11 protein-coding genes and 1 tRNA gene are annotated in these 13629 nt (G+C 69.5%); 9 read left to right on the top strand and 3 right to left on the bottom strand.

Annotation, left to right across the window (positions count from 1 at the left end; translation table 11 throughout):
- Window positions 1-10 precede the first annotated feature (10 nt).
- A complete protein-coding gene (locus Q7L65_RS01190) occupies window positions 11-946 on the bottom strand; it encodes an alpha/beta fold hydrolase (RefSeq protein ID WP_304718381.1) in 936 nt (311 codons plus the stop codon).
- A gap of 111 nt (window positions 947-1057) precedes the next feature.
- On the opposite strand from Q7L65_RS01190, the gene Q7L65_RS01185 reads away from it, so the two are divergent.
- Window positions 1058-1130, top strand: a tRNA-His gene (locus tag Q7L65_RS01185).
- A gap of 226 nt (window positions 1131-1356) precedes the next feature.
- Here the strand turns inward: Q7L65_RS01185 and Q7L65_RS01180 are convergent.
- Window positions 1357-1638 carry a hypothetical protein gene (locus Q7L65_RS01180; RefSeq protein ID WP_304718380.1) on the bottom strand — a complete coding sequence of 94 codons (282 nt, stop codon included), beginning with the start codon at window positions 1636-1638 and terminating at the stop codon, window positions 1357-1359.
- Window positions 1639-1731: 93 nt separating this feature from the next.
- On the opposite strand from Q7L65_RS01180, the gene Q7L65_RS01175 reads away from it, so the two are divergent.
- Complete coding sequence (locus tag Q7L65_RS01175) at window positions 1732-3228, top strand: tyrosine-type recombinase/integrase (RefSeq protein WP_304718379.1); 1497 nt, start codon at window positions 1732-1734, stop codon at window positions 3226-3228.
- 134 nt (window positions 3229-3362) lie between these two features.
- On the opposite strand, the gene Q7L65_RS01170 is transcribed toward Q7L65_RS01175, so the two are convergent.
- On the bottom strand, window positions 3363-3635 hold the full coding sequence (locus tag Q7L65_RS01170; protein ID WP_304718378.1) for a hypothetical protein: 273 nt from the start codon (window positions 3633-3635) through the stop codon (window positions 3363-3365).
- A gap of 188 nt (window positions 3636-3823) precedes the next feature.
- Here Q7L65_RS01170 and Q7L65_RS01165 point away from each other — a divergent pair, with 188 nt between their 5' ends.
- The 7 genes from Q7L65_RS01165 to Q7L65_RS01135 all read left to right on the top strand — a co-directional run bounded on the left by Q7L65_RS01165 (window position 3824) and on the right by Q7L65_RS01135 (window position 13095).
- Window positions 3824-4372, top strand: coding sequence for a hypothetical protein (locus tag Q7L65_RS01165; protein ID WP_304718377.1), 549 nt, complete (start codon window positions 3824-3826; stop codon window positions 4370-4372).
- 83 nt (window positions 4373-4455) lie between these two features.
- The gene (locus Q7L65_RS01160; protein WP_304718376.1) at window positions 4456-6099 is read left to right on the top strand and encodes a sigma-70 family RNA polymerase sigma factor; all 1644 of its coding nucleotides are present in this window, start codon (window positions 4456-4458) and stop codon (window positions 6097-6099) included.
- A gap of 812 nt (window positions 6100-6911) precedes the next feature.
- Window positions 6912-7253, top strand: a complete 342-nt coding sequence (locus Q7L65_RS01155) for a hypothetical protein (protein WP_304718375.1) — start codon at window positions 6912-6914, stop codon at window positions 7251-7253.
- Window positions 7254-7266: 13 nt separating this feature from the next.
- Window positions 7267-8925, top strand: a complete 1659-nt coding sequence (locus Q7L65_RS01150) for a hypothetical protein (RefSeq protein WP_304718374.1) — start codon at window positions 7267-7269, stop codon at window positions 8923-8925.
- Window positions 8922-9305 (top strand): hypothetical protein, encoded by a 384-nt coding sequence (locus Q7L65_RS01145; protein ID WP_304718373.1) that lies wholly within the window; start codon window positions 8922-8924, stop codon window positions 9303-9305. The genes Q7L65_RS01150 and Q7L65_RS01145 overlap by 4 nt, the downstream gene beginning before the upstream one ends.
- The gene (locus Q7L65_RS01140; protein WP_304718372.1) at window positions 9296-12010 is read left to right on the top strand and encodes a VirB4 family type IV secretion system protein; all 2715 of its coding nucleotides are present in this window, start codon (window positions 9296-9298) and stop codon (window positions 12008-12010) included. The genes Q7L65_RS01145 and Q7L65_RS01140 overlap by 10 nt, the downstream gene beginning before the upstream one ends.
- Entirely contained in the window at window positions 12007-13095 is a 1089-nt protein-coding gene (locus tag Q7L65_RS01135; protein WP_304718371.1) for a 3D domain-containing protein, read from the top strand. Before Q7L65_RS01140 ends, Q7L65_RS01135 begins: the two co-directional genes overlap by 4 nt.
- Window positions 13096-13629 lie beyond the last annotated feature (534 nt).

Genomic DNA, 13629 nt, shown 5'->3' with positions numbered 1-13629 from the left:
GCTCGGCCGCTCAGCGGCGCGTGAACGGCGTTGAGCCGGAGCGGGCGCCGGAGCCGGAGCGGTCGCGCTCGACGCTCTTGATGTGATCGGCGATCGTGCCGATCACCTCGGGCCAGTTCTCGCGCGGCAGGTCGTGGCCCATGCCGGGGACGACGTGCAGCTCGGCCCCGGGGATCGCCCGCGCGGTCGCCCTGCCGCCTGAGAGGGCGATCATCCGATCGGCGGAGCCGTGGACGACGAGCGTGGGGGCGGAGACTCTGTGCAGCGCGCGGGTGCGGTCGCCGGAGGCGAGGATCGCGGCGAGCTGCCGGCCGGTGCCGGTCGGGTCGGGGTTGCGCTCGAAGCTGCGGCGCGAGATCTCGAGGAAGAGCGGATCGTTCGGCGGCGCGCCGGGGGAGCCGATCGCCGCGTGGATCGCGACCTGGTGGGCGAGGTAGGCGTCGAGGTCGCGCGGGGCCCGTCTGAGCAGGATCGGATAGGTCTTCAGCGCGGGCTGCCCCTGCCAGCGGCTGCCGGTGTTGGACATGATCGACGTCAGCGAGCGCACCCGCCGCGGATGCTCCGTTGCGAGGACCTGCGCGATCATCCCGCCCATCGAGGCGCCGGCGACGTGGACCTTCTCCAGCCCGAGCGCGTCCAGCAGCCCGACGGTGTCGAGCGCCATGTCGGAGAGTCTGTACTGCCGCGGATCGAACCGCCGGCGCACGAGCTGCACGGGTCTGGGCACCGGGATCTCGGGAAAGAAGGTCGACCGCCCGCTGTCACGGTTGTCGAAGCGGATCACATACAGCCCGCGATCCGTGAACTCCCTCACGAACGACTCGTGCCAGCGGACCATCTGCATCCCCAGCCCCATCACCAGCAGCAGCGGCGGATCGGACGGATTCCCAAACCCCTCCGCACACATCGTCACGCCACGCCCGACCTCATACAACTGCTCGCTCATCTGAGCAGCCTATCGGCACACGGGAGTCGGGTCGTGCCCTTTGCAGGCGGCCGCCCAAGCCCTCGCCAAGACGCGATCCGTCCCGCAATGGTAGATTCCAGTCTCCACTTGGTGGGCGTAGCTCAGTTGGTAGAGCTCCTGGTTGTGGTCCAGGCGGTCGGGGGTTCGAGTCCCCTCGCTCACCCCTCAGAAAGCCCTGCAAACGCGGGGCTTTCGTCGTTCGGCACTCTCTCGTAGCGGGTCAGAGCGCGGACAACGAGGGCGGGGGATTGCCGTCCTTTGCCGGGAGTTTGGGGCCGGGGCCGGCCGCTTGGCCCCAAAATCGCGCGCAGCCTCCCGGGCCGCAATCCACAGGGGTGGGTTCGCCCAGATCTACGACGTGGATCGGCGTGGCAGCCGGTCCTACACACTCATCCGGTCCCGATCCGGGCCTCGTCGAGGCCGTGGCGAGGCGTGTCCTCGAGCTGTTGCAGGAGCGGCCGCCCGCGTCCTCTGCCGGCGAGCTGCTGACGGTCGCGGAGGTGGCCGCGCGGTATCGCGTGCGGCCGAGCTGGGTCTACGCCCATCAGCGCGAGCTCGGCGTCATCAGGCTCGGCGATGGCCCCAAGGCTCGCCTTCGTTTCGACGGCCAGGTCGTCGCTGCAGTTCTCGATCGACACCGGCACGCTGGCCGGCGCCGCGGCGAGGACCACCGGCCGCGCTCTCGGAGACGCCGCCGGTTGCCGTCGCGCATGCCGCCGCCGCTCCCATAGGTCTTCGTCCAACGTCAGCACCACGGAGCACCGATGGCTTCCTCGACACTTTCGATTCGACCCAGACCCAGAACGAGAAGATCCAGCGTCAGACGCGGGCGCCCCGCCAGCGGCGGGATAAAGAGCTGGAGCCGCGCAGACGGCGACATCGGCTACGCGATCCGGTTCCGTGACCAACACGGTGAACGACAGCGGATCAGATGCGGCCTCCGGAGTGAGGGCTGGTCTGAGGAGCGAGCGCAGATCCTGCTCGACTACTTCCTGGACCAAGTGCAGCGCGGGACCTACGAGCCCCCGCCCGAGGAACCGCTTGACGAGCGCGGCGGCGATCCGTTCTTCGGCGAGTTCGCGACCGATTACCTCATGAAGCACGGGATCACCGTCTCACCCAACACGCAGGCCTTCTACAGCAACATGCTCCGCAACCACTTGCTGCCTGAGTTCGAGAACGCTCGGCTGAGCGAGATCGTGCGGGAGCGAATCGGCGAGTTCCGTCGCAGACGCATCGAGCTGATGCATCACATCCGCGTCGCCAACGATCGCGGAATCGTGTTGCGCCAATCCGACAACCGTCCGCTGAAGCTCAGCGAGAAGACGATCAACCACTCGATCGACGTCCTTCATCTCGTCCTCGCTGAAGCATGCCGCCGAGACAGCATCGCGATCAGCAAGAACCACGCACACGATCCCCAGCTTCACGTCACCGTTCCGAAGAAGACAGTCCGCGACTGGCTCGAAGGCGATGAAGTGCAACTGCTCTTCGAGGTGGCTCACAACGCCGACGCCGGCGTGCATACGCGCACGATCGCGAAGGCGGCCGAGATCCGGCGTCTTCGCGAGGAGGTCGGCCTGACGGTCGTCGAGACGGCAAGAGCGCTCCGGATCTCCCGGAGCACCATCTGGTACCTCGAGGATGCAGCCCGCCGCGCACGCCCGCGCGTCTCGCAGACACGGACGATCGTCGCGCTGCTCAGCGCGAGTGGCGCCCGAAATACGGAGATCTGTCTTCTGCGGCCGATCGACCTCGACTTCGTCCACCACAAGATCCGTGTCTCAAGATCGAAGACCCGCAAAGGAGTGCGCGAGATCGACATGACGCCTTGGGCTGAGGAACAGCTGAGAGCCTGGGTAGACGCGCTCGGTGATGCCTACGAACTTGAGGCGCCGCTCTTCCTCAACAGACGTGGCAGATCCTTCAACAAGGACACGTTGAACAACCTCCTCCAGCGCGTTCAGAAAGCTGCTCTCGACGAGCTGCGTCGGCGCCGGCTCCCGCCTCTGACCGTGCACGTGACGGCTCACGTCTTCCGTCGCACATACATCGCGCACATGCTCGAGGCGGGTGCGCCGCTGTCGTACGTGCAGGAGCAGGTCGGTCACGAAGATTCCCGGACGACGATTGAGATCTACGACCGGATCCTCCGCACCCGCGACCGTCGCCAGCACGGCGCTGCGTTCGACACCATCATGCGCGGGACGCCGTCAGTCCGCGCCTCGCAGGAGACGCCCGGGGGAGTCGCGACCTCATGACGCGCTGCTGACCGATCAGGAAGGCCGAGGCGGGGAAGTCTGGAGAGGTCGGCGGAGAGCCGCGCGACCAGCGCGCTCTCCGGCGCAGGGCGGTGCCGGCGTCGGAACGACCGTCTCTCTCGCCGGGTTCGGGATCACGACCAGGTGCGAGGTGGCCGCGCATAGGATCGAAGCGCGACCGTCACGGCTCTGGCCTCGCTTTGGGTCGGAAGCACGTGCATGAGTCTGCGTACCTTCTCGACAGCTTCGGGCAGCAGATCGTTCTCGGCGATCGTGCGCTCGATCCAGCGGGTTGCCCAGCGGCCGAATCGTGGGTCCCCGGTCTCTGCGAGCAGCGTGACGACGTCGAGCGCGTCGAGCAGATCGAGCGGTCTGATGGCCCGTGCGGCCGTGACGGCGGCCTCCACGTTTCGAGCGAGCAGTGCTGCTTGGAGTTGGCGACGGTGACCCTGCACTCGCGGTGAGGCTAGAGGCGCAGCGTCGACCGCGGACCGTCTTGGCGCAGCGTTGGCTCCTGGCCGACGCCGCCGACCGGTCGATGTTGACCGCGGCGGGATCTCGGAGTCCTGCCGACGCCGGGAGTACGGTGTTGCGGGTGGCTGGAGACGACGAACAGGGCAAGCCGATCGAACTCGAGGTCGCGTCCCTGACGCAGCTCTCCCGCGCGGCGGCGCTCGGTGACGCGATCGCCGATGCGACCCGTGACGTCGACATGGTCCTGTTCGCCCTCGAGACGGTGGGATGGGTGCTGTTGCGCGAGGTGCCGCTTGGTGACGTGGTCGTCCGCCGCGGCGTCGTCGGCCCTGGCGGCATCTTCGCGATCGCCCCTCGGCCCGGCCGGTGGTCGGTAGAGGATCTCGTCGCTGTCGATGCGGATGCAGCTGCGCTGGCTGGAGCCCTGCAGCTTCCGCGTGAGGATGTCGGTGCGCTCGTCGTCTTGCGCGGGTCGGCGCAGGGACCGCACAGCTGGCACCACGAAGGCATCGACGGCGTCGTGATCGGCGAGAACATGCTCTTGGAGTGGCTCATGAGCCTGCCGCCGCGCCTCGGAGAAGACACTTTGCGTCGGCTGGGCCGCGACCTCGATGCGGAGGGTGACCGGGTTCGTCGTCCGCCGCCGGTGATGAGACCGCATCAGGGTTGAGTAGGTCGCTGGCGCGTATACGTCAGAACGGCGACGCGCCAGTCGTGTCGAGCGCTCCCTGAGGGTACGGTCGAACCGGATCGTTGCTGAACAAGGTGGGGTGGGGTCGCGGTGGTTCCTGCCGGGCGGAGCTCGATGACGTTGCAGAACTCAGGGGGGTGGATTGGCTGCGAGCTGCGTCAGAGGTTCATGCGCGCGCGGATGGCATCGACAGCTTCGGCACGGAGACGATGATCATGCCGAAGGTTCTTCGTCCGGAACGAGGGGGTCGTCGGCGCCGTGGCCACGATCGCCACTGCACGCCAACGGCGGGGACGATCCAGGTCGACCCAGCCGCGGCCGAGCGGCGACGCCAAGCCGAAGCACTGATCGAGGCGGAGTACGAGGCGATCAAGCCCGAGGTGATCAAGAACGCGCGGGCGAAGCTCGCAGCTCGCGGGCTGTACTTTCCGAAGCTCGATCTCGAGGGTTGGTACAACGCCGCCTGGCACGGCCTCTTCCGCACGATCGTCGATTCTGACGAGCAGATCGAGAATCCCGGGGGCTGGCTGGTCGTCACGATGGTGCGCCGGGCGCTGGACGACGTCCGGCATACGAGACCGGAGAAGCTCGCGAGGTTGAGAGAGGACTCGACGCTCGCCGAGGGTGTCGTCGAGCCGGATTACGCGCAGGAGCTCGACGACCTCGATCGCATCCGCAAGTGGCGGACCGGCTTGCGCGTGCGGTTGAATCGGCGAGAGCGCGAGGCCGCCGCGCTCCATCTCATTCACGGCTACTCGCGGATCGAGACGGCCAGAATGCTCGGCGTCCCGACGCGGCGGGCCGACAAGATCTTCGACTCGATCACGTCGAAGACGGCAGGGCTGCTGCGCGCTATCGAGGACGGGACGTGGTGCGACGAGCAGCGTTCGCTGATGACCGCGTACGCGGCCGGCATACTCGATCCCGACGGCGAGCGGCACGCGATCGCCGTCCAGCACCTCGGGGAGTGCGCGGGCTGCACCGCCTTCGTCCGCAGCTTGCGCGTCGCTTACGTCGTCGTGCCGGCGCCGGCGCTGCTCGGTGTCGGAGGCGTCCTCGGCGGGGGCGCGCTTGGCGCGGCGCTCGGTGTCGCCGAGGTCTCATCCTCGACGGGCGCTGCGGGCGGCGTCGGCGCCGGACTCGGCGCCGGCGGCGCTGCTTTCGGCCTTGGCGGGGCGACCGTCAAGACGGCCGTCGTCTGTTTGTCCGCAGTCTGCGTCGGCAGCGCGGGCATCGTCGTCGAGCAGGTCGTCAGAGATCCAGCGCCGAAGGTCGAGCGCCGGATCGAAGAGCGCGCGAGACGCTCAGCCTCGTCGCAGGGAACGAGCACGACCAGCAACGCGACGATCAACACGACGGTGCCAAGCAGCACCACGGGGTCCTCCCAGCAGGCTCCGCCTCCGAGCGAGCCCTCTCACGAAAGCGTCCCGACGGCCAGAGCGAAGCGACGCGTTGCGAAGCCGCGAGTGGACGAACGGCAACAGCAGCAGCGACAACAACCGGCTGCCGAGCAGCAGGAGTCTGAGATCGGCATAGAGTCGGCCGCGTCCGAACCGACGCAGCAGTCACCGCCTCCGAGCACGGCAACCGCAAGCGCTGCGAGCACGTCCCAGACAGGATCTTCGTCGCAGACGCAGGCGTCGTCGGCGCATCCAGCGAGACCTTCGGGCGCGGGCGGCGGCCTGGAGATAGGCATTGAGCCGTAGCCCATGTGTGCGCGGATTTCGCGCCGACGGGAGGTAGCTGGCAGTCGCTTCAACTGAGAGGGGTGGATCGAGCGCGGGCCGCGTCAGCGGGACCCCATGCTCGATCGCACTACCAACCTCTTTGCGCCGGAGCACGCGGATGACCGCGATGCTCCGACGCCGTCCGAGCCGGCAAGCACGTCCGGATCGACGCTGTTCGAGCCTCAGCTCGATGTCGATACCCAGCCGGCTCCGACACGCTCGGCGCCCACGAGGCGCCCGGAGCCACCCCGTCGTGAACGCCCGACGCGGCTGACGACCGATCGGGTCCGTCGCCTTGCCGCACCGCTCAGCCGAGCGGACGCGGCATGGCCGCTCGGGATCGCCGTGGGCGCGCTGGTCGTGGCGTTGGCGACCGCGGCTCGACGAGCGGACCCACCGCCTGCTCCGACGCCATCCGCAGCCACGGCGCCGACGCCGGTCCCCGCTCCTGCGCGTGCTGCCGGTGGCGACGGCCGTCGGCGAGCACGGCGCAGCGAGACGCCGGCGAAGCGGGACGCTCGGCGCCGGTCGCGCCGTGGCGCGACGGGCCCCGATCGTGGCGCCCGGTGCCGCGATCCGCGTAGGCGTACTTCGACGTCTCCCCGTTCCCACGCGGAGTCGGCCGTTGTGCCGCAGCCGCGCGCTGCGCTCGCGGCGAAAGCCGCAGCCGCGGCTGCCGCTGCTCCAGCTCATCCGACGACGAGCGGCCCGGCGGGCGCCTCTTCGTCTTCACGCCCGCGGCCCGCCGCAACCGCTGCCGACGAGTTCGGCATCGAGTGATCGGAGTCGCCATGCATGCGATCAGACGCCTGTCTCTCCAGGACGTACCGCGCAACCTCTGCGTCGCCCTCGTCGTGCTCGCAGCTGCCTGGGCTGCGAGTGGCGCTGGCCACGCGCAGATCATCCGTCGCGCCGCGCACATCCCGGAGAACGCCGGCGGACTCGAAGGATTCGTGTCCACGTGCGATGCGATGGTGACCCCGTGTCTCGTGGCGGCTGCGGCCGCGACGCCGCTGGCCGTGATCGGCGGTGGCGTCGCGATGGCGTTCGGCGCCAGGCGCGGGATGCAGATCGTGCTGACCGCGCTCGGTGTGCTCGCGCTGCTGGGCTCCGTCAAGGGCATCGTCGCCTGAGGGCGGTGAGGAGATGGCTCCCGTCACCGCGATCCTTGGGCTTCCCAGCCCGGACGACATCATCCAAGACGGCGTCAAGTCTGCGTTCGACTTCGTCGTCAAGACGCTCTTCGGCTCGATCCCGACGAAGGTCACCGAGGCGGCGATCAGCTGGCAGTTGCACCTGCCCAGCGAAGCGTTCACCAACAGCAATCTCGTCGAGCTGAAGAACACGACGACGGCCGCGGCGTTCGCGCTGCTCGGCCTGGTCATGACGACGTCGGCGCTGCGCTACTGGCTCGCCGGCTTCGTCGACGGCGGCACCGGCGCCGAGGCATTGAACGGCGTGACGAAGACGATCGCCGCCGCGCTCGGCGTCCTCGCGTGGCCGTGGGCCTTCAACGCCAGCATCACGCTCGTCAACGACCTCACGTCCGGCCTGATCCACTCGCAGAGCGTCCACGACGACGTCTCGCGCATGCTGGGTGCTGCGGTCGGCATCTCAATCGCCGCGGGCCCGGTCGGCACGTTCGCGAGCATCGTGCTCGTCATCGCGGGAACGCTGTTGATGCTCGGGCTGTTCTCGCTGCACATCGTGCTCGCGTGCGCCTTGAGCGTCATCTTCGTCGGCGGACCGCTGCTGATCGTCCTGTGGCCGTACCCCGGCACGGCGTGGCTGTCGACACTGGCCTTCCGCGCCTTCGGGACATTGCTCTGCTGGCCGGTGATCTGGGCGCTCTGTTTCGCAGCGTTCGCCGCCGTCTTCCAGGACGTCCTGAACTTCAGAGGGGATGGCGGCGTCCTCGACAAGGCGCTGATCAAGCCGCTGACCGGCGTCGCCATGCTGTACCTCTGTGTGCGTCTGCCGATGCTGGCGACGCGCGCGACCATGAGCGGAATCGCCAGCGGCGGGGCCGTCGCGTTCGCGGCACGATATGTCGCCGTCCGGCAGGTCGCGAGAGCCGGCGAAGGCCTGCTCAGCAGCGGATCGAGATCAGAGAGAGGCGCGTCCGAGCGCGGCGCCCGTCGTGGGAGCGCGGGAGCGAACGGTGGCGCGCGCGGTGCCGCTGCGGCGCGCGGGGCCGCGACGGCCGCGGGCGCTCCCGCGATCGCGTCGGCCGCGCCGGCGGCAGCGAGAGAGGCGGCTGGCGTCGCCGCGGTGCCGAGAAGCGACGGGCGGTCGCCTGCGCCAGCATCGAGCGGCAGACCCCGCACCGAGATGAGCGGGCCGGCCGGCATCCGCAGCCTCGGCGCTCGGCCGGCTGAGCTGACGCAGCAGATGGAGCGGGCGCGGACCTCGAGACCGTCGTCGAGCAGGGACGTCGAAGCCGCCCTCGGAGCGCTCGATCCCAGACAGGTGACTGCCCTCGGTGCGGCACATGATCGGGCTGTGGCTGCCGGATCGAGTCGCGACGAAGCCCTCGGCGCCGTCACGCGGGCGGCGGCCGTCGGCGCGGCCCGCGCCGAGCAGGCGGGCGACTCCTCACGTGTCCAGGCGTACACCGTCGCGGGCTCGGCATCGTCGCCGGCATTCGTCGGCGCGCTCGAGTCGTACCGCGCAGCGCAGACAAGCGCGCCGCCAACCAGCGCGGGTGCGGGGGCGCCGCCAGCACGACGGCCACTTGATCCGCCGGCGCCGCAGCAGACGGACTCGCCGTCGCCGACGTCGCATCGGCCGGAGGCGAGATCGTGAACACCGCCTACAAACATCTGGAGAGCCGACTGAAGATCGCCGAGCTGACGATCGCGCAGTGGAGCGGGATCGTGCTCGGCCTGGTGCTCGGGATCGGCTGGGGCATGTACCTCAGCCCGTTCGGCGCGTACATCTCGTTCTTCACGGCCGTGTATCTCGGCGGGATCCCGGCGATGGCCGCGTGGCTCGCGTCGCAGATGGATTTCGACCTCTGGCTGCACCTGCGCGCAGCGCTCAGCTGGCGTCGCGGCGGCCACGTCTACCTGCCCGGCCCGGGCCAGTCCGCGCTCGGCTACGTCGTGATCTCAGATCCCGACGACGAGCGCGCGCTGCCGGAGGCCGATGTCGTCGACCTTGATTCGGAGGCGCTGTGGGACTGACCAGTCGTCACACGAAGTCCGCGCGTGCGGGCATGCGCGAGGCCGGGGATCTGCTCGGTGTCGAGGCGATCTTCCGCACCGGCATCGTCGTCCGCAGCGACGGCGCGATGGTGCGGATCCTGCGCGCCTTCCCGCCGAACCCGCTGGTGATGGACGCCGACGGGCGTGCGCAGCTCGCCGAGTCGTTCTGCGAGCTGGCGCAGCGGCTCGGGCCCGGCCAGGCGCTGCAGTACTACGTCCAGGCGCGGCCAATCCCGCTCGACGAGATCCTCGGCGGCTGCCAGAGCGAGGTTGCCGCGTGGGCCGGTCTGCCGCCGACGAGAGATCGCGTCGTCGCCGATCGCCGCGCGCAGGATCGCTGGCGGTTGTACGCGGCGATGGAGCAGTCGATCCGGCTTCACGCCGACGAGCAGGCCGCTGTCGACCTGGCGGCCTACGTCGTCGTGCCGTTCCTTCCGACCCGCCGTCAGGCGCGGCAGATCCTCGGCCAGCTGAAGCGGCCAGGCCGGCCGCGCGCCGCGCTCGAGCGCGCGCTGCGGGCCCACCGCCGCGTCGTGCGGGAGTCGATGGCGCACACTGACCGCATCCGTGGCGAGCTCGACGGGATGGAGATCTCCAACCGGCAGCTGAACGGTCAGGAGGTCGTCGAGCTGCTGTGGTCGCGCTTCAATCCCACCACGGCCGATCGGCGGCGTCGTCCACCGCACTTCAGCGGTGAGATCCTCGGCGAGCTCGACGCCGTGCGGGAGGGGCGGGAGGCTCGTCAGGCCGCGCTGCGGCTGCGCGCCGCGATCGCCCGCAGCACGATCGACTTCGACGCGGATCCGAACCACGTCGTCGTCGAGCGCGACCTGGAGCAGACGATCTACGCGGCGTCGACCGCGGACGCGACGCACTTTGGGTGGCTGCTGAACGCGATGGTCGCGTGCCGCCAGCCGCACTCCGTTGCGGTCCACGTCCACGCGCTCGATCGCAAGTCCGAGCGGCAGCGGCTGAAGTTGAGCTACCGGCGGCGGTTCATGATCAACCGCGACCGCGAGTCAAAGGGGCGGCCGCCGGACTTCGACGGGTATGCCGCGGAGCACGAGCAGGAGCGGCTGCTGATGGAGATGAGCGGCCACGAGCGTGCCGGGCTCTACCAGCTGTCGATCTACCACGCGACGCGCGCGCAGGGTCCCCAGCCCGACGTCGGCGTGCTCGACGAGTCGGTCAGCCAGGTCGCCGAGCTGCTCGGCTCGGCGTCGGACTGCACGATCGACGCCGGCAAGCATCAGCAGCGCGAGCTGTGGCCGTCGACGCTCCCGCTCGGAGACGACATCGCGGCCCGCCGTCGCAAGTACGCGACGCGGAACGTCGGCGATTCGACGCCGCTGCTGGGGACGAGCGTCGGGTCGCCGGAGGGGATCCCGTTCGCGTTCTCGACGCCGGCGCGAACGCTGGAGCGCTGGAATCCGCGTGACCGTGAGCACCACAACCAGGTCACGCTCGTGTCCGGCCGCTCCGGCAGCGGGAAGACCGTCACGTGCAACGCGCTGCTGGCGCGCTCGATCGCGCTCGGCGCGCGCGGCTTCGTGGTCGACCGTGCCGGTCACTACCGCACGTTGACCCAGCTGATCGACGGTGCTCAGCACTTCGACATCGGCACCGACGACGGCTGTGCGCTGAATCCGTGGGACGTCGACGACGTCGCGCGTGTCGGGCGCGAGAAGGTCGCGTTCCTGATCGGCCTGCACGAGACGATGCTCGTCGAGGGCCTGACGACGCTGGAGCGCGCGCAGATCGGCGCGGCGATCCGGGCGGTCTACGAGCGTTGCCATCTGGAGGGGCTGGTTCCGCGCGAGTCGCTGCTCGTCGAGGAGCTGCTCGACCGCGCGACGATCGAGCAGACGGAGGGCTCGGCCGAGATCGCCTTCACGCTGCGTAGCCTCGCGGAACGGCTCGGGGAGTTCGTCGGCGACGGCTCCTACGCGCACGTCGCCGACCGCGAGAGCACGCACGTCCCCGACGCGCCGCTGCTCGTCTTCGACACCGAGAACTGCCCGGAGGCGGTCCTGCAGCCGGTGCTGTTCGTCGTCCTGGAGTACATCAAGCGCGCGGCGATCCGCCACCGCGACGAGCATCGTCAGCTCGCCGTCCAGGAGGACGCGCCGCTGATGGCCGGCTGCTCGATCTTCGTCGGCGACGAGTTCTGGAGATTCGTCGTCGGGCCGCTCGGCGTCTACGCCAACGACCTCGCACGCCGCTCACGTCGCTTCGGACTGACGGTGATGATCGCAACCCAGCAGCTGTCCGACCTCGACAACGAGCACGGCCGCGCGCTCGTCAGCAACTCGACCCAGCAGATCTTCCTCGGCCAGCACAGAGACGAGCTGACGCTGATGCAGCGCGTGCTCGGCCTCGCCGACGCCGAGGTCAAGCTGATCGCCCGCTTGCGCACGGTGAAGGGCGCCTACGCCGAGGTCTACTGGGTCAACGGCACGCGCGGTCGCTCGCAGGTCACGCTGCCGCTGGGCCCGCTCGAGTACTGGGCGTACACCAGCGAGCCGTACCGCGACGTGCCGTTGCGCGAGCAGAAGGTCGCCGAGCACGGCGGCGACGCCTGGGCGGCCGTCGTCGACCTCGCCGGCTACCGCGAGTCGAGAGCGAAGAGAGGCGTCGCCGGTCAGCTGCTCGACGGCGTCGTTCGAGCGGGGAGAGCGGCGTGAGCGCCTGGCTGCCGTTCGTCTCAGGAGGCGCCGCCGTCGCCGGCGGCGGTCGCGGTGGACGCGCTGCCGCAGGAGTGGCGGCGGTCCTCAGCGGCCTGCTGCTGTTCGTGATGCTGCCGCTCGTGACGTTCGCCGGCGTACTCGGCGGCATCGAGAAGGCGTGCGAGGCTGGTGCGCTCGGCAACGGCACGGTGCCGACGTTCCCGGCTGGCTCGGGCAACTGGCTCTCGACGTCGTACGGCCCGCCGTGGAACGCGATGGAGGGCACCGGCGTCACCGCGACCGGCACCGATCTCCGTCCGGCCAGACCGGCCTACGTGATCGCCGTCGATCCGGCGCTGATCCCGTTGGGGTCGCTCGTGCATGCCCGCCCGAACCCGTTCGGAGATCCCAGAATCGTCTTCGTCGCGGACGACACGGGTGGCGCGATCCTCGGCAGACACATCGACTTCTACGACTGGCGCGGTCGGGAATTCCAGGAGGGATGGGGACGACGTCAGGTCGATGTCGACATCGTGCGCGCGGCAGATGACGATCGCGGCACGCCGGCGCCATCGGAGTTCCCGAGCGCCGGCGAGCAGGCGGACGCTTGTGCCCAGCTCGACGCCGGCGGCGCGGGACCGCTCCGCCTGAGTCCCGGCGATCGCGCGAGAATCCTGCCGGACGGCTCAGCCACGGCGCCGGAAAGCGCGCCGCCGGAGATCAAGGACTTCATCCAGGCGGCGAACCAGATCCACCGCAAGCCGTACGTCTACGGCGGCGGCCACGGTGCCTCGCTCGCCGCCGTCCAGCCGTCCTACGACTGCTCGTCCTCAACCTCGTTCGCCCTGCACCACGCCGGCATGCTCGACTCGATCCCGCGAGTATCCGGCGACCTCGAGAGCTGGGGAGCCCCCGGCCCCGGCAGATGGCTGACCGTCTACGCCAACGAAGGCCACGTCTTCTCGATCGTCGCCGGCCTCTCGTTCAACACCGCCCACTACGGCGTGACGATCCCGGCAGGGTCGGGACCGCGCTGGAGCCCGGACATCACCGGTCAGCTGGCGAGCAGCAGCTTCGTGGTGCGGCATTGGCCCAGGCTGTGATTCCACTAGAAGTTCGCTGCGGGACCTATCTCTGGCCAACCCTTTGACGACACCGGGGAGACGGCATGCCACCTACTTGCTGGCCGGCATCAGCGTTGAGAGTCGGGAGTTCAGTCCAGAAGGTCTCGTGGCACGAACCATTCGGGGCGGACCCGGGGTGGCGGAGAACCGCGGGTTCCCCGGCTCTCGTCTGATCGGTCGAAGGCCGTCCGCGTCAGCGCGACGCCCCGCTCGACGAGCGCCGCGGCGATCCGATCGTGCGCCTCTGCTGTCGGAATCCCCTCCCTTTCCGACAGCCACCTGACCACCTGCTGCTCGTCGAGACGATAGGTGCGAGGGTCCCATCGGAGCATGGTCTGCGAGTTCTCGCGGACGTACTCACGAAGACGATCCATAGTGTCCACGGGCGCGATCCTACGTCGCACGGCGACGGAGAGCGCCACATCCGTGTCTCCGCAGCGTTTCAGTCCGAGACGGCGGGGACTATCTGCTAGATGGAAGAGCTACGACACGAGCGTTCTGACCGCGACGAAC

It is taken from the genome of Conexibacter sp. CPCC 206217 (genome assembly GCF_030646165.1).
In the GTDB taxonomy this organism is placed as follows: domain Bacteria; phylum Actinomycetota; class Thermoleophilia; order Solirubrobacterales; family Solirubrobacteraceae; genus Conexibacter.
Note: the sequence above shows the minus strand (reverse complement) of the source record. Positions and strands in the feature narration are given on the sequence as shown.

Coding starts and splice junctions, on each gene's coding strand:
- Q7L65_RS01150 (WP_304718374.1), top strand. CDS start 7,267: ATGGCTCCCGTCACCGCGATCCTTGGGCTTCCCAGCCCGGACGACATC.
- Q7L65_RS01190 (WP_304718381.1), bottom strand. CDS start 946: ATGAGCGAGCAGTTGTATGAGGTCGGGCGTGGCGTGACGATGTGTGCG.
- Q7L65_RS01175 (WP_304718379.1), top strand. CDS start 1,732: ATGGCTTCCTCGACACTTTCGATTCGACCCAGACCCAGAACGAGAAGA.
- Q7L65_RS01155 (WP_304718375.1), top strand. CDS start 6,912: ATGCATGCGATCAGACGCCTGTCTCTCCAGGACGTACCGCGCAACCTC.